This is a genomic window from uncultured Aquimarina sp., assembly GCF_947492405.1.
In the GTDB taxonomy this organism is placed as follows: Bacteria; Bacteroidota; Bacteroidia; order Flavobacteriales; family Flavobacteriaceae; genus Aquimarina.
The window spans coordinates 181,876-199,280 of the sequence record NZ_CANLMP010000006.1 but is presented as its reverse complement, the minus strand read 5'-3'; the positions used below and the strand labels follow the sequence as shown (position 1 = coordinate 199,280).

The 17,405-nt window shown below is 32.5% G+C and carries 13 protein-coding genes and 1 pseudogene; 8 read left to right on the top strand and 6 right to left on the bottom strand.

Features of this window, described 5'->3' with window-relative positions:
- Window positions 1-2: 2 nt before the first annotated feature.
- From Q0829_RS20380 to Q0829_RS20370, 3 genes are all read right to left on the bottom strand, one after another.
- Window positions 3-623, bottom strand: coding sequence for a hypothetical protein (locus Q0829_RS20380; protein ID WP_298546389.1), 621 nt, complete (start codon window positions 621-623; stop codon window positions 3-5).
- A gap of 135 nt (window positions 624-758) precedes the next feature.
- A complete protein-coding gene (locus Q0829_RS20375) occupies window positions 759-1,184 on the bottom strand; it encodes a DUF2141 domain-containing protein (protein ID WP_298546388.1) in 426 nt (141 codons plus the stop codon).
- Between the two features lie 76 nt (window positions 1,185-1,260).
- Window positions 1,261-3,414: a TonB-dependent receptor gene (locus Q0829_RS20370; RefSeq protein ID WP_298546387.1), complete on the bottom strand. Its 2,154-nt coding sequence runs from the start codon at window positions 3,412-3,414 to the stop codon at window positions 1,261-1,263.
- Between the two features lie 199 nt (window positions 3,415-3,613).
- On the opposite strand from Q0829_RS20370, the gene Q0829_RS20365 reads away from it, so the two are divergent.
- Both Q0829_RS20365 and Q0829_RS20360 read left to right on the top strand, forming a co-directional pair.
- On the top strand, window positions 3,614-4,477 hold the full coding sequence (locus Q0829_RS20365) for a GLPGLI family protein (RefSeq protein ID WP_298546386.1): 864 nt from the start codon (window positions 3,614-3,616) through the stop codon (window positions 4,475-4,477).
- Window positions 4,478-4,529: 52 nt separating this feature from the next.
- Window positions 4,530-5,297, top strand: a complete 768-nt coding sequence (locus tag Q0829_RS20360; RefSeq protein ID WP_298546385.1) for a GLPGLI family protein — start codon at window positions 4,530-4,532, stop codon at window positions 5,295-5,297.
- A gap of 2 nt (window positions 5,298-5,299) precedes the next feature.
- Here Q0829_RS20360 and Q0829_RS20355 read toward each other — a convergent pair whose 3' ends face one another.
- The gene (locus Q0829_RS20355; protein ID WP_298546384.1) at window positions 5,300-6,598 is read right to left on the bottom strand and encodes an NAD(P)/FAD-dependent oxidoreductase; all 1,299 of its coding nucleotides are present in this window, start codon (window positions 6,596-6,598) and stop codon (window positions 5,300-5,302) included.
- Between the two features lie 208 nt (window positions 6,599-6,806).
- On the opposite strand from Q0829_RS20355, the gene Q0829_RS20350 reads away from it, so the two are divergent.
- Both Q0829_RS20350 and Q0829_RS20345 read left to right on the top strand, forming a co-directional pair.
- Window positions 6,807-7,301, top strand: coding sequence for an RNA polymerase sigma factor (locus Q0829_RS20350; protein ID WP_298546383.1), 495 nt, complete (start codon window positions 6,807-6,809; stop codon window positions 7,299-7,301).
- 2 nt (window positions 7,302-7,303) lie between these two features.
- On the top strand, window positions 7,304-7,927 hold the full coding sequence (locus Q0829_RS20345) for a hypothetical protein (protein WP_298546382.1): 624 nt from the start codon (window positions 7,304-7,306) through the stop codon (window positions 7,925-7,927).
- A 35-nt stretch (window positions 7,928-7,962) separates the two neighbouring features.
- On the opposite strand, the gene Q0829_RS20340 is transcribed toward Q0829_RS20345, so the two are convergent.
- A complete protein-coding gene (locus Q0829_RS20340) occupies window positions 7,963-9,144 on the bottom strand; it encodes an LETM1-related biofilm-associated protein (RefSeq protein WP_298546381.1) in 1,182 nt (393 codons plus the stop codon).
- Window positions 9,145-9,316: 172 nt separating this feature from the next.
- Between Q0829_RS20340 and Q0829_RS20335 the strand changes: the two are divergent.
- From Q0829_RS20335 to Q0829_RS20320, 4 genes and pseudogenes are all read left to right on the top strand, one after another.
- Window positions 9,317-10,630, top strand: a pseudogene (locus Q0829_RS20335) (DUF4331 family protein).
- A gap of 160 nt (window positions 10,631-10,790) precedes the next feature.
- On the top strand, window positions 10,791-12,083 hold the full coding sequence (locus tag Q0829_RS20330) for a hypothetical protein (protein ID WP_298546380.1): 1,293 nt from the start codon (window positions 10,791-10,793) through the stop codon (window positions 12,081-12,083).
- Between the two features lie 27 nt (window positions 12,084-12,110).
- Window positions 12,111-14,342 carry a TonB-dependent receptor plug domain-containing protein gene (locus Q0829_RS20325; RefSeq protein ID WP_298546379.1) on the top strand — a complete coding sequence of 744 codons (2,232 nt, stop codon included), beginning with the start codon at window positions 12,111-12,113 and terminating at the stop codon, window positions 14,340-14,342.
- A gap of 205 nt (window positions 14,343-14,547) precedes the next feature.
- A complete protein-coding gene (locus Q0829_RS20320) occupies window positions 14,548-15,549 on the top strand; it encodes a hypothetical protein (RefSeq protein WP_298546378.1) in 1,002 nt (333 codons plus the stop codon).
- A gap of 129 nt (window positions 15,550-15,678) precedes the next feature.
- Here the strand turns inward: Q0829_RS20320 and Q0829_RS20315 are convergent, their stop codons facing one another.
- Window positions 15,679-17,259 (bottom strand): hypothetical protein, encoded by a 1,581-nt coding sequence (locus Q0829_RS20315; protein WP_298546377.1) that lies wholly within the window; start codon window positions 17,257-17,259, stop codon window positions 15,679-15,681.
- Window positions 17,260-17,405 lie beyond the last annotated feature (146 nt).

Genomic DNA, 17,405 nt, shown 5'->3' with positions numbered 1-17,405 from the left:
TTTTATTTACAATTTTCTTGTATCCTTGTTATTTGGTTTTTCCCCCAATCTGGGTAAAACGGCACGTTAGATGGTTCTTTTTCAAAGTACAAGATAGCTTTTTCTATCTCAGGACAAAAGACTTTTGGGTCTTTACCCCAGAATTTTGCCGCCCCCATTTGCCATTCTGCATGATATAGTATTGCTCTTGGGTTTTCAGGTTCAATAATCTTTGCTTTTTGATACAATTCTTCCACTTTACCAGAATGTGTCATTCCATATTTTGCACCATCATATACTACATAAGCTGTATTTAGCATGGCTTCCATAATCAGGATTTCTGCGTTGTCTTTAGAAAAAGTTTTAGCTTCATTCAGGTAATTCTGTGCTTTGGTCAAACGAGATTCTATTTCCTCAGCATCTTTAATACCAAAAGTAGTTACGATATGTATTTGTGCAGCATAATAATACGGTAGCCAGTTGTCTTTTTCTGCCTTACCAATACGCTCAAATAAATTGGCAGCTTCGTCATTCTTTTGATTCCCCCATAATTCAAAAGCTTTCCCCATTCCTTTTTCATAAGCTGCTTGAGAATTTACAGAAGTAATTGTAAAAAGACTCAGTATGATAATTATTGTTTTCATTTGTAGTGTTTTAAGGTTTTGTTTAATTATTATCAGCGCGACAATTGTTTTTGTTTTACAATGTAAATATCCTGTAATACTATGTGTTTTGGAATTAAATAGTACCGAATTGTAGTTTATTAAGGATGAATTGTATTACAGTTTAATGGTCTGAATTACTGCTTCTTCTTCTGAAACTGAAAATTTAGCATCTATCCATTTAGGAGGACCAAAGCTTCCTTTAGCATTATTACTAGTTCCATAAGGTTCTTTTGGGATTTTAAAGAAGTTTGTATCTAGTTTTTTATTATCGTTTTCATCGTGATATAACGAAATTGCATACATTCCATTAGGTATGTCATCTAATGTAACTGTTAGTGAACCTTTTTTAGCCTTTACGGTAACCGATTTGTACGTTTTTCTATAAAAATTATCTTCACCTTTATACAAACCGATCATAATAGTTCCATTATCTGATTTTACATTGGTTATGTTAATTTCAATACTGTTTGTAGTATTTTGAGCAAATATTGCTATTGGTAATAGAAGCGTGAAAATTACTGTAATAGATATAGTTTTCATGGTTTTTATTTTAAAGTTAAACTGAATTTGTTATTAAGAAATAATAGGGTTTGTGTTCGTGCCTTTATCTGAAAAATTATAAGTTATCTAATTGATTATCTGTTTTATTGTCACTGATTGTCCAGAAGAATCCTACGATAAAAAAACGATCGGCAGTTGGTCTGATAGCACGTCTTGCAAAATTTCCATTTACATTGGGAGTATTGGCATATTGATAATTAAATACATTGTCGAAACCAAGGACATTAGATACAGATACAAATAAAATCTTTTGTTGACTGATTAAATATGCCCAGCTCATATTTAAAGAATTAAAAGTCCTTGTTTTCTCACCTAAAAAGTTATTTGTATTTGGATCAGTGTATGGACGGCCTGATGCAAAGTTATAGGTAGCACTGATTAATGACTTCCAATCTTGAGCCCAATATTTCCCTACAACGGATAGATTATGTTTTGTCGCAAAATTAGGAGTAGCTCGCTCTGGATAATTTCTATAATCCCTCTTGGTGTCCAGATATGAATAACTAGTCCAATACTCAAAGTTTTTTATAGACTTGTTATCTCTCCAATAAAGATCTAACCCAGCAGCGTATCCATCTCCTGTACTATTATAATTACTGCCGAATTCTGGCATTTCGGTATCAAATTTCGCTAAACGATCATAACTTTTATAATAGGCTTCTGCTCTTAGTGTTCTACCATTGTTTTGATAGAGATAATTAAGAATATAATGGGATGATTTTTCTGGATCTAGCGAGCTATTATATTTAAGAATATCTTGCTGAGGTGTCTGATAAAAATCTCCATATGCTAAGGAAAGCTGTGATTTCTCTGCAATTTTATAGGCTAAAGATGCTCTTGGAGATACTTTAGTAAAGTCTAGTAAAGCATTATGAGTTGCCCGTATTCCTACTTGCATAGCCAGTTTTTTATTGAAAAATATATTTGCTTCAGAAAAAGCGGCCGTGCTATTATTTTTAAAACTGCTTTGGAAATTTCCGAAAGAAATATCACTAACCCCTTCTTTAAAGTTTCCAAGAAATTGTTCTGCACCAAAGCTTAGTTTGAAACGATTACTGAATCTCTTTCTTAGTTTTATTTTTAAATGAGCTGCATTATCGTCATTACCGACATTTGTTTCTTCAATTTTTATATCATTATGGTCGTTTGCAAAACTTGCTCCAGTTGCCAGAGTCCAATCATTTCCTAATGCACCTTTATACGATGCATTGATATACAAGTTTCTATTTTTAAGTCCAAAATTGATGCCTTCTGGTACATTGATGTCTTCCTGGGTTAATTCGAAATCTGTATAATTTAATCCTCCATATAGTTTAAACAATCCATTATCGAATTGATGTCTATATACAGCCTCCCCTGATAAAGATTCAAAAGGTTTTATCCAATCTACACGTTGGGATATAATTTCCTGATAAGGTTTTAGGTTTAGGTAGAATGCATTGATACTTAGAGAATTTTTCTTCCATTTCTGAGTGTTTCCTACACCAAGCCCCACACTGATAAAAGATAGATCTGTTTTTTCTTGTTCGGGTTCATCGATAGTGTTAAGAAGTAAGACACTGGATAAGGCATCACCATATTCTGCAGAATATCCACCTGTGGAAAAATTAGTTCCTTTGAATAAGAAAGGGGAGAAGCGACCTCGAGTTGGGATATTGTTTGCTGTTGCTGCAAAAGGTTGAAAAACTCGCAGTCCATCAATATACACATTGGCTTCATTGGCATCACCACCTCTTACAAATAATCGACCGTCTTCTGCTACCGTTGACGTACCTGGAAGTGTTTGGAAAGCTCCTATATAATCTCCAGCGGCTCCTGCAGTTGTAACAATATCTAGCGGAGTTAATACGGATGCTTTACTATTGTCACCGGCAGAGAAAGTCCCTGCATTAAGGATAACACTGCCTAGTGAATTTACATCTTCTTTTAACTTGATTTTTAAGTCTTTCATTTCAGTCACAACCATACTCAGTGAGAAGGTTTCAAAAGAAAGAAAAGAAACGACTAATGTTTGTTCACCAGTTTCGGTAGTGGTAAAAGAAAAGGTTCCATCATCCGAAGATGATGCACCGTCATAGGTTCCATCCAGATAAATATTGGCTCCCGGAATTGGAACTCCTGATGGTTCTGTAACAATACCAGAAATAGTGTTTTGTGCATTCAAAAATGCTGCAGAGAGTAATAAAATTGTAGTTAGTAATGATTTCATCTGTTCGTTTTATGGTGTTAGATCGATGATTCAAATTTGCGTTAAAGAATTAGGTCTGAAAATTGAATACTACCGAACTGTAGAATTATTAGGATGGATTGTTATGTTGACTAAAATAGGAAGTTGTTAAAATAAACTAAGAAATTAGTTGAATCATTCAACTAATTTCTTAGTTTTACATTTTATAATCAATCGAAAAATGAAAAAACTGTTATTACCTACTGTTATTTTATTCTCTGTTACACTTAATGCACAGCAGATTACCGTATTTTATAAGGAGAAAAGAATACCAGATCAAGTAACTACCAAGAATGGACATTTTGATTCTTTAGAATTTGAGGTTTATATGTTAGAAATGGCGAAAATTAAAGCAGCAATATATGCCGATAAGGATAAGGATTCTCTAGATTATTACAGAAATAAAATTCAGGAAGAGGTAAATAAAATGATGATACATTCTAAAAAGATAGAACGTAAGTCTTTAAATATTCCAGAATATGATTATATCACGGTATTAAAAATTAGAGCGCTAAAGTCCTTGTATTACCCGCAGGAAGAAGTTGGTAATGATACAGTATCGGAGATAAGAACCAATAGAAAAGGGCGTGAGTTTAAAAGAGAACGCATCAATTACAATAACTCCGAAGTAGTTTATATAGATCAATCTGAGAAAAAGAAAATAAGTTCGCTAGAAGTTTATGAGTTTGATCTTAAAGGTAGAAAGTTTTTAATTGAAGAAGTACTAGAACAACCACAATGGACATTAACAAAAGAAACAAAAAAGATCGATCAATATGTTTGTTATAAAGCGACACTAAACAACTCAGACAAAAAAGTAGAAGCCTGGTACACCAGAGAGATTAAATCAGCTCATGGTCCTAAAGGATATTACGGGCTTCCTGGGCTCATTCTGCAGCTAAAAGAAGATAAAAAAACAGTTAATTTTCATAAAATTCGTATACTCTCTGGAGATGGTTTTGAAATAAACCCTCCGACTGAAGGTGAAAAAATTACGAGACAAGAACTTATAGATTTACCAGCAAAATTATTTAACGAGTATTAAAGTGATTACCATTGAAAAAAAATTATATTGCAAATTATCAATAACTCTATGTATGAAAATAAAATTACTTTGTATTGTGTTTTTAATTTCTTTTTCTGGAAAAAGCCAGGAAATGACGGTTCATTATAAAGAAAAAAGAAAGTCAATTTATGAATGGGTGAATTCTTTTGTTTCAGAAAAAAGACTTACAAAAGAGGAGAAAGAATTTATAAACGAAAAGGCAGAAAATTACCGAAAGAAATTTTCTATTTATGAGTATATAAGTGTTTTAAAGATTGACGGTAGTAAATCTATTCATTATTCTGAGGAGGAAATATCGGATATTGATATTAATAATGATATTTCTTATGGAGAAAATGGAAAAGTTTTTACTGTAAGACAAACCTGGAGAAGGGATAAGCCAATTACTACTTATATGGATCTTGATGCTAACAAAAAGGTAAGTACTGATTTTATTTCGGATAAAAATTATATAATTTCTGAAAGTTTGGTTCCAATGAATTGGAAAATCATGGAAGAAACCAAAGTAATAAATGGGTATACATGTACAAAAGCTATTTTGATCAATACCAATGAAAAATACGAAAGTCAAGATCAAAAAATAGTAGTATGGTATACAAAAGATATAGTATCAACCGTTGGGCCATTAGGATATTGGGGACTACCAGGTCTGATTATTATGATTGTAGAAGACAGAGCTACAATTGTTATGGATAGCATATCATATACACTTGACGGTTTTGAAGTGAAACCGCCAACAGAAGGCAAAAAAGTTACTAGAGAAGACCTTCCTAGTCGTGGATTTATGAGTATTGATTAGTATTACACCCGTTCAATAGCATTTTCTTCTTTATTCTTAAAAGGTCTTACGATCAATCTGGCAGCTTTGTCATAATTGATGTAGTTATAGGTCCAGTTAAAGAAGGTTACAAAACGATTTCTGAAGCCTACTAAAAACCATAAGTGAATAAACATCCAGATAAACCAGGCAAAGAATCCTCCAAATCTAAATTTACCTAAGTCAACAACAGCTTTGTTACGACCTATAGTTGCCATGGATCCCTTATCAAAATATTTAAAAGGAATCATTGGTTTTCCTTTTAGATGTAATTTTAGGTTTTTTACTAAGTGATTTCCTTGTTGAATTGCTGGTTGAGCTACCATTGGATGTCCTCTCGGATAATCCTCCGTTTGCATCAAAGCGATATCTCCTAAAGCATAAATATTATCATATCCTTCGATTTGGTTAAACTGATTTACTTTATATCGATTGGCTCTTGGTATTAAAGTTTCTGCGTGTAACCCCTCTACAGGAGCTCCAGTAACGCCGGCCGACCAAATAAAAGTAGCAGTTTTTAGAGATAAATCTGTATTGGTAGATACTAGATTAGATTCATAATTTGTTACCTGTGTATTGGTATGAATATGAACTCCCATTTTTTCTAAGAACTTGGTAGCCTTTTCAGAAGCGTGTTCACTCATAGGTGGTAAAACTCGATCAGCGCCTTCTATTAGATGAATTTCCATAGCACTAAAATCCATGTCTGGATAGTCACGTGGTAACACATTAAGCTTTAGTTCTGCTATTCCTCCAGCTAATTCTACACCAGTTGGACCTGCACCTGCTAATACAAAACGTAGTAACTCTTTTCTCTTTTCTGTGTCAGTTGTAATTACTGCTTGCTCCAGGTTTTCTAACATCAAACTTCTAAGATTTAATGCCTGCGGTAAGTTTTTCATTCGCATCGCATTCTTTTCTATAGTTTCATTTCCAAAGAAATTGGTTCGTGCTCCTGTAGCAATTACCAAATAATCATAAGTAATACTACCAATAGCCGTATGAACCTCTTTGTTCTTTGGGTCGACAGCAGTTACCTCTGTCATCCGGAAATATGTGTTCTTACCACGTTTTACGATTTTTCGTAACGGATATGCAATAGAATCTGGTTCTAAAGAAGCTGTAGAAACTTGATATAATAAGGGTTGGAATGTATGGTAATTATGTCTATCTAATAAAACGAGTTGTACATTTTCTTTTGCCATTTTTCTGGCAAGTGCAACTCCGGCAAAACCACCTCCGATAATCACTAATCTTGGTAAATTAGTATAAGGAATATTCATAAATATCATCTTGTATTACAAAGATAAAATGATAATATCAGATAGACTATAGAATATTTATTTTTGTTAAAATAGAATAATAAACTAACTGATTATCAATTGATAAAGAAGGTGTTTTTTTAAATGAAATTATCATAAATAGAAAAATTAGTTTTTAATCTGTAACAGATTTGTTTTATTGTCTACATATAAGATGTAACTAACTAAAGTGAATAAAGAATTAGAACATAGTTTTGTAACCAATCTTGAGCAAAATCAAAATATTGTGCACAAGGTCTGTAGGATATATACAAATGATGCAGACTCACATAATGATTTGTTTCAGGAGATAACTATTCAGTTATGGAAAGCATATCCTAAGTTCAGAGGCGATTCTAAATTTAGTACCTGGATGTATAGGGTTTCACTAAATACAGCGATTACCTTATATCGTAAATCTAAAAGAAGTATCAAAACTACAGATTTTGATACGATGGATTTCAAAATTAAGGCCGAAGAATATGATGATGAAGTAGAGCAACAGCTTAAGTTAATGTATGCAGCAGTAAAACAACTAAATGATATTGAGAAAGCGTTAGTTTTCTTATATCTAGAAGATAAATCATATAAAGAAATTGCAGAGACTATGGGGATCTCTGAGGTAAATGCCAGAGTGAAGATGAATCGAGTGAAAACAAAGTTGAAAAAAATATTAAACCCATAATTATGGATGAATTAGAATTATTAAAAAAAGACTGGAAGAATCAAGAAGAAGGCCTTCCTAAGTTATCATATAATGAAATCTATAAGATGATTTTAAAGAAATCGTCGTCAATGGTAAAATGGATTTTCATCATTAGTGTTTTAGAATTTATTTTGTGGTCTTCAATTGATGTCATTGTACGATTAAGTGGTCACTATGATGAACTCGAGGTTCATGGATTAGAAGGTTTCTCTATTTTTACCACAATACTATATTATAGTATCTTGGTATATTTTATGGTTCAGTTTTACCTGAATTATAGAAATATCCAAACCACAGATTCAGCTGCTGTATTGATGAAAAACATACTGAATACAAGAAAAACAGTTAAGCGGTATGTATGGATCAATATTGGTTTTTTGGCATTAACTACTTTAGTTGTCGTAATGTATACGGCATTCTATACAGATGTATATGCTAGCAAGTCGACAGATCAAGAAGTACCAGCTTATTTGATTATAATTACTTCCCTGATTGTAGTAGCAATTTTTCTTGGACTATTAGCACTGTTGTATAGATTGATATATGGTATATTGACAAGGAAACTTAAGAAGAATTATGAAGAGCTTCAAAAACTAGAAGTATAAAAAAATAAAAAATCCCTGATTAAATTAGGGATTTTTTATTTATTCTCGTTAAAGGCTGAAGGTAATAGCTGAGGAATAAACTTAATTAGCAAAGGCATTAATAAACTTCCTCCTGGTAAAATAAAGATAGCTAGAGAAGGTATCGTCTTGCATACATCCAGTAATTGTTGTTTTACTTTTTGCTTTTCTTCTTTGGATAGATCTCTCACTGCAGATTGACCTAATAAAATCATCAAATCTTTACTTTCTGAGATCTCTTTAATTAGCCGTTTCTTATTTCTAAGTATTAATACACTTACTGTTCTGGAAGTTTGCTTATAAAAATGATGCGCAGGATTAGAATAATTAAAAAAAGAAATATCTTCTTTATATTCTTTTACAAATGATTGTACAGAATACAGAGATTCTCTTACCCATTGATTAGGTAATCCTAATTCTGCTCCTAAAGCGCGAATAAAATCCTGTTCCCCAAAATCGATCTCTTTATCATTCCATACTGCCAAACTAGTAAGATCCAAAATATATCTTTTTTCTAAATCATCGGTATACTCATCCAAGTCGATTTGATCGAAACTAGCATCCTCATCCGTACTAACTTTTGTATATCTCACCGATGAAGCAAATAGCTTAACCAATAATTCATCATAATTATCTTTTTCGATTTTTGAGTTCAAAGCCAGAAAAACAATATTTGTTAAGGTTTCTTCCAGCGTAGCTGCATATTCAATAGGATTCTTATCATGAATTAAGAAATGCTCAAAAGCCAATACATCAATAAACAATAGTGCATTCGTTAATAAATGACTAAAGTTTTTCTTAAAAATAGATTCATTGGTTTGGATACGGGTATGCATAATCTTCTCCAGCTTTTCACTTTTGCTCGTAGTCAATGCATTAATAAAAGAGAAGAAAGATTTTTTAGTATCCAGATATTCATAAAACTCAATAAGTGCTTTTATACAATCTTTTGGATCACCATTATCAATAGTTTCATAGTAGGTTACTACTAAAGCTGCGAAAAGATTAATTTTTGTCTTCTCTTCTTCAGAATAAATAATTTCCGAATCATTAGGTAAGACTATTTCTACTGATGTACCATATATAAAACCTACTTTCCTAAGTCTTAGATACAATATATCTAAAGAAGACTGAGAAAGAGTGTTAACATCAAAATCTCTTAAAAATTTATCTATCCAACCAGTAGTTGAAGGGTTCATTGGTTAATTAGTTTACTACAAAGTTAATTTTTTTTATACAAACGAGCTTTTATGATCATTAAGATCATGAATTAACTAGTTAACAAATATTTAACAATTCACAGAAAACCAAGGTCTTTTATTCCTCGTATGTATTGGCGTAAACATTTAAAATTAAAATAAAATGAACAAGATTAGAAAAACAAATTTATTCATCTTAGGAGGGCTTTTTAGCTTGGGAGCTGTATTTATGGCGGCAGATCATATTGATGCTCCTGCAGTGGTAGGAAGCACAGCGGATATCACGGATCTTTATGCTTTTGAAGGTGCAAATCCAGATAATACAGTATTCGTAGCTAATGTTCAGGGACTATTAGCTCCAGGAAGCTCGGCTACTTTTGATGAAAATGTATTAGTAGAAATTAACATCGACAATGATGGTGATTTGGTAGAGGACCTTGTTATACAAGCAATCCCTAGAAATGGTATTATGTATTTTTTCGGTCCATACGAACCTTCCCAAACAGGACTTAACAGTACAATCGATGAAAATACTCAATATCTGGGTCAAGTAGCAATCAGTTCTGGATCTGGAGCTACTACATCACAAGCAAATAGAATTTCCTATTTCGCAGGGTTAAGAGAAGATCCTTTCTTTTTTGATTCCAATCAATTCAATGCAATCATTGGAGGAATGGCTTCTGGAGGATTTAACAATCCTGGTAATGATGATTTTGATGGAACTAATGTCTTATCTATTGTGGTAGAGGTTCCTAATTCGCTTTTAGGAGGAACATTCAGTCATCCTGCAGGAACCGGTGTTGAGGTATTTAATACTTGGGCAGAAGCAAAAAGAAAACAATAATCAAGAATTTAAAAAATAACAGATATTATGAAACTAAATAATTTAAAAAATATATCATTAGCGTTAGCATTAGTAGCAGGAATCGTAAGTTGTAGTAGTGATGATGATGCAATAGTAATCGAACCACCAGTAGTAGTTGATTTTTCGGGAACATTTTCGCAAGAAGATCAGATGGGACGTCCAGGAATTAATACCGTATTCAGTGCGACACCAGATATCGAAAATAACTTTAACGTTACAATCCCTTCACAACAAGGAGCCGCTTTTCAGTCTTTATTTGAAACACAATTAGCAGGGTTACATAATGCATTTGGTGCAACTTATGAAAATAATATTCTTGGTTTGGATATTACAACACTCACTACGGTATTAGCTTCAGACGTATTACAAGTAGCACCAGGTACTCCAACAACATATTTTGATGGAACTAATGTATTAACAGGAAGAAATCTTACAGATGATGTAATTGATGTTTCTTTAATTTTATTATTTGGAGGTCAAAATGGAGATCGTTTTAATGGACAAGATTTAGACGGTGATACTATTCCTGATTTACCAATATTAGTAACAGATGGTGTAAGTAATGCAGGTGAAACACCATTAAATACATTTCCTTATTTAGAACCCCCTCATGGTTCATAAGTAATTTTATAATTAAGTTTTTTACTGTCTAACTGAGTCTGTCTGTAAGTATAAAAGTCAGCCCTCAAGTGACTCTATACAATTTATATAATTGTAAAAGATGGACTCAGAATGACAGTTAGTACATTATCAAACAAAACAAACATCAAAAAACAAACACATGAGAGTATTAAAAGGCATTATAGGTTTTATGGCAGTTATACTCATTATTTCCTGCCAAGAAAAAGAAACTTCGATAACTAACCCAAAGGATTATGCAATATATCTTAAGAAACAAGATAATGAAACAGTAAAAGAAGCAACAAAGAGACTTCAGTTTTGGAACGCTAAGATAAAAGAAGATAGTCTACAGATTACGGCATTAGCTCCGGTAGCTGCAGCATATACTGAACTATTTCAATCAACAGGAGATATCAAGTTCCTCAAACTAGCAGAAAAAGTATTAGTTAAATCTGCAGAGGTAGCGGCTATTGGCAAATCTGGACACCTTTTAGCTTTAGCTCATAATTATATCTCTCAACACAGGTTTATAGAAGCTAAAGAAGCAGCACAAGGAGCATATCTTTTAAAAACAAATATTAAGGCTTCAGAAATGGTTCTTTTTGATGTATCCATGGAATTAGGAGAATACGAAAATGCTCATAAATACCTGGAAAGGATAGCAAACCAAAATGATTTTAATTTTTTGATTCGTTTAGCGAAATGGAATGATTACAAAGGAAATCTGGATGCCACCATAAGAAATATGGAAAAAGCTAAACAAATAGCCGAGAACAGTAAAAAAGAAGGTTTACTATTATGGTCGTATACTAATTTAGCAGACTATTATGGTCATGCTGGTAGAATTAAAGAATCCTATAATCATTATCTAAAAGCTTTAGCTATAGACCCTTCTAACGCCTATGCGAAAAAAGGAATCGCTTGGATCATATATTCTTATGAAAAAAAGCCCGTAGAAGCTTTAGCAATCTTAGACGAAATAACATCAAATTATCAAAGTCCTGATTATTTTCTTTTGAAGGCTGAGATTGCAGAGTTTCAAAAAGAAGATATCACTAAAAAAGTATATCTTAAGATGTATGAGCAAGCTGTTAAAGATGAACGATACGGATTCATGTATAATACACATAATGCATTATTACTAGCAGAAGAGTACAAAAAATTTGATCAAGCCTTGGACATAGCCGAAGAAGAGATACGGAACCGTCCCGCACCACAATCCTATGATCTTAAAGCCTATATTCTTAATCTGAAAGGAGATCATAAAAAAGCATTGGACATTGCTCAAAAGCACTTACTAAATAAGACGTTTGAGCCAGAGGCAAACTATCACATTGCAGAGATTTATAAGGCGAATGATATGAAAGATGCAATTGTTCCGATTAAGGAAGAATTATTAGAGAGTGGCTACGAATTAGGACCTGTAACTTTTAGAAAAATACAGGAGCTGTAAACATTTTTCACCCTCTAAACAACACTCATGAAAAATATTTTTATAATAACTTCACTGATATTCAGTGTATACGGTTATGCTCAAAATCAAAGCTTAAAAGGTAAAGTTATTGATGTATTTGATACTCCTTTGTCTGAAGCTTACGTGTATAATAATAAGGCAGAGAGTCATACACATACTTTAGACAACGGAATTTTTTTACTCCATAAAGTGAAAGAAAATGATACGTTAACAATACGATTGTTAGGTTTTGAAACTAAAAGAATAGTCATTAAAAAAGAAGATATATCGAATGGTATAAAAGTGCGATTGGAAAACAAAATTTTTCAGCTTGATGAATTGGTTTTGAAACAAGAAATTAATCCATTACAATTAATAAATAAGTTGGATATGAGAGTAAATCCAGTAAACTCCTCTCAGGAATTATTACGAAAAGTACCAGGTCTATTTATTGGTCAGCATGCTGGAGGGGGTAAAGCTGAACAGATTTTTATTAGAGGATTTGATGTTGATCATGGAACAGATGTATCAATTTCTGTAGATGGTATGCCTGTAAATATGGTATCTCATGCTCATGGACAAGGATATGCAGATTTACATTTTATTATTCCGGAGACCATTAATAAAATACGTTTTGGTAAAGGTTCGTTTACGGCCGATCATGGAAATTTCAATACGGCTGGATATGTAGACTTTAAAACAAAAGAGAGTTTTACTGAGAATGAGATCAAAGTAGAAGCAGGAGCTTTCAATACATTAAGAACAGTAGGATTATTTAATTTATTAGAAGCTTCTAATAAAGAGAACGCTACACTAGCAATAGAATATTTAGAAGGTGATGGACCTTTTGAGTCTCCTCAAAATTTTAATAGAATTAATCTAGCGGGTAAATATGTGGCACAGTTGCAAAACAATAGTAAAGTGTCTTTTTCTGCTTCTCATTTTACCAGTAGATGGGATGCCTCTGGACAAATACCAAACAGAGCTGTAGCTCAAAGCCTAATTTCACGTTTTGGTGCTATAGATGATACAGAAGGTGGAAATACATCCAGAACTAATTTTAATATGATGTATGACAAGTTCCTAACTGATAACACTACTTTTAGAACAAATGTATTTTATACGTTGTATGATTTTGAACTGTATTCGAATTTTACTTTTTTCTTAAATGATCCTGTAAATGGAGATCAGATCAGACAAAAAGAACGTAGAAACCTATTTGGTTTTAATAGCACATTTAGTTCCAGAAAATATTGGGATAAGCTCGATTTGGAGTTTAACGGAGGAATAGGTCTTCGAAATGATGCGATAAAAGGTAATGAGTTATCCAGAACGGCGAATCGAAATGAAACTCTGGAAAATGTAAGTCTAGGAACAGTAAATGAGACAAATGCGTATGCTTTTGCTGATGTTACGTTAGATTTTGGGAAATTAAAAATAACCCCAGTAGTGCGTTTGGATTATTTTAAGTATACCTACGAGGATGCATTGCTAACACCATTTCAGATACAGTCTGAAACTAAATCAATCATTACTCCCAAATTAAGAATCTCTTACGATCCAACCGATAACTTACATTTTTTTATGAAATCAGGAATAGGATTTCACGGGAATGATACTCGCGTAGTTGTTGCACAAAAAGGAGAAGAGATTTTACCTAAGTCATATGGAATAGATGTAGGTGCAAATTGGAAACCTTTTTCAAGAGTATTTCTAAATACAACACTTTGGTACCTAGGATTAGAACAAGAATTCGTGTATGTAGGTGATGAAGGAGTTGTTGAACCAAGTGGGAAAACAAGAAGAATAGGAATTGATTTTAGCGGTAGATATCAGATAAATGACTGGTTGTTTTTAGATTCTGACGTAACTTATACATATGCCAGAAGTATTGAAGAACCAGATGGGGAAGATTATATTCCTCTAGCGCCAAAGATTACTGCTGCGGGAGGAATAAGTATAGAAAGTTTTCATAATTTTTCTGGTGGAGTTCGGTATCGATATCTAGGAGATCGAGCAGCAACAGAAAATAATAGTATAGAGGCAGAAGGATACACAGTATTTGATATATCCTTAAATTATAAATGGAAGCATTTTGATTTTTCTGTAAGTATTGAAAATCTATTTGATACTGAGTGGAATGAAACACAATTCGCTACGGAATCAAGGTTGGCAAATGAAACCCAATCCGTAGAAGAAATTCACTTTACACCTGGTACTCCATTTTTTGCTAAAGCAGGGATAATCTATAGGTTTTAGTATATAATTATAAACAAAATATGGTATTACAAAAGTAATAGAATCACTTGGTTTTGTTTTTTGATGTTGTTATGGAAAAGCTTGTTTGTTGAGGTACAAACAGGCTTTTCTTTGTTTAATATAAAAACTAACCGTAGATTTATTTTTCATAATAACAAACGAAGTTTATAGATTAAAGGTAAAAATTTAATAGATAATATAACTAATGACGAAATATTCAATTGTAAAATTTAGTAGTATCGTTTTACTCTGTGTACTTGCTTCTTGCAATTTTTTAAATGATAAAAAAAACGGAGTTACAGAGGAGATTGGAGATAAAGAAGAAGACAATAGGCCTTATTTCGAGGGAGAAATAAAACTATCAGAGTCCAGAGGTCTTTATGGATCTTTAACCAAAGTACATACTACTTATTTTATTTCCGAAAATAAAATAAAAAGAGAGCAGCGATGGGGAGGTGTGTATGCTGTATTAGATAATTATGCGGGTATAATTATAGATTTGAAAAAGGATAGTGTTGTTATGTATTATGCAGATAAATTAAGTAATACGAAGAATAAACATACACTTAGTATCAAAGATTATAAATTTCAATTAGAAAATAAAGAAATGCCCAGCGGTATTCCTTCTCCTGTAGATCGCACCTTCAAATTATTATCAGAATATAAATTGATAGAACAAATAAAAGATTCTACGATAATTAAAGAGTTTAGCTGTGATTTCACCAGATATCATGATGATACCGGTTTTCTAAAACAAGATGTATTTGATTCTAAAGAAATAAAGGTAAAACGAGAATTGTTAGATATGGTATTTTTAAACCTTCCAGATGATATTAATTTTCCTTTAAAATCAGATGTGAAAACAACTTTTTCTGAAATTAGTAATGATTCGATCATTAAAGGGAAACAAACAAAAGCCATTGATCAATTGGCAAGAAATATATTACGTAAAAAAGATTCTACTGTCAAGAAAGAAACAGATTTAGAGAAGTTGTCTAAAAACAAATGGCTAAATATGGGATTACAAATTCTGAAAAAAGGAGTAGATCTAAACATTCATATTACTACAGATGTTTCAGATTTTTCTGTTAGAGCATTATCAAGTGTTGATATTTCTATACCATCAGGAGATTTTTCTGAGATTTCTGATTTTGATGAGTTTTTAAATACGCTGCCTACTGGCGGAGATATAGATTTTGATGATTAAGAACCAATATAGAATACATCAAATATTTGACGGAATAGAATAGGAGGTAATTATTTTATCATAAAAAAAGTCTACCATTCTAATTTAGAATGGTAGACTTTTTTATGATACTTATATAATAATCTTGTTTTAAGGATTTTTGATAGCTTTCTCTTTTACAATACCTGCCATGATTTCTTTATATACATGGCTTAAGTCTGTAGGTAGTAAACCGTCATTTTTAGAATGGCAGGAAAAACAACTACCATATTTAGAATAAGCAGAGCCATTTTGCGCATATGTTTCCATTGTACTATTAGCTAATTGACTAGTTCCGATAGCAACTCCAGACGCTGTTAAAGTATCTTTAACCGAATAACTTTTTCCGGTAGGAGGTGCACCATCATTTGTCCAGGTAGCACCAATGAAAATATAATTTTTGCGCATATCTCCATCGCTTAACTGACCAAGAACACTATTGTTAGTCGATATAATCTGACTGTTAGATGCTGCAACCGAAGCATTTTCAGGATTTGGTACACCTGCATCTGCAACTCCCCAAGGCTTGGTCATCTTGGTGTTACTGGCAGTAATTTTTTGAGAAGGGTTTATTTTGGTATATGCTACAATATCACTATCAGTATATTTCATATGTGATTGATTATAAGTACTGCTTGCGCTATCATCGTTTAATAACCAATCATTTCCAGTATCCGCAGAAACGGTTTTAGTTTTAGGCGTTGGTTTAGAATTATCCAAATATGTATATGATAGATTAGGAGCGTTATTAACGTGTTCAAAAGTTGCCCAGACCATTTCTGGATGACCAGCGGTACTACCAACAATATGAATTCCTACTAGAGCAAGTTTGGCCGTTCTGGTTGGATTTTTGGTATTTGGTGTCCATTTAGTATCTGTTTTTATATAATTAGGTACAATAGCATCCATAGTAATATAGTTACTATCAGATAAGCCCGTTACATCTACCCAAGATGTTTTTATTTCTATGGCTAATGTTTCAGGATCTTTTAATGGCTGTCCTATATTATTAGCAAAAGTCTCAATACTATCTAGTTTTTTTTGGGTAGTAGGAAATTCAGTATCCGAAAATTGATCCATCTTAGCGCCAAGTACAAACTTTGCATATACATCATTCACCATAGTGATATAATACAAGATAGAATCATTTTTTTGTGCCATTAGTACATCATGAGTCGCCTGACCTTCTTCAGTATCACTTTTTTGAAGGTTTGCAACAGCACTGATCATTTTACCAGATGCGTGTGGGATTAAGGTTCTTTCTTTGGTTCCATTTACTAAATTAATTGGTGAAACAGTATAGAAAGCAGGAGTTTCTATTACGGTCCCACTGTTATAATCTCCTTCTTTTATAGGAGATGTCATCCATAAGAACATTTGTTCTGACCATTTATAAAAATCACAATTGTTTTGATGTGTAAATGTTACACTATTGGCAGGTGTTACAATCCCATTTTCAGAAACACTCTTAGACTTAAACCAAGAACTAAAATCTGTAGCATCTACTACACAAGATTTCAAAACATCTGTTGGGAGTTTAGAATTAATTGGAGTGACAGCAGCGACCAATGTTTCCGTATCTTGATTTGGAGAATTCGTAACATATTCTTTTTTTTCTTTTTTATTACATGCAGCAATGGTAATAATCGTTAAAATTACCATCAATAAAGCGTTAAAAGATGATTTTTTCATTTGTTAGTTATTTAGTTAATATCGTTTTATCTTATCTGGAAACAGATAGACTAAAATTACCCCAAAAAAAATAACTGTACTAGCGTATTTATACGGGTTTTTGGAAATATAGGTTCTTAGAAAATGAGCATAGAAAACCCTGTTAA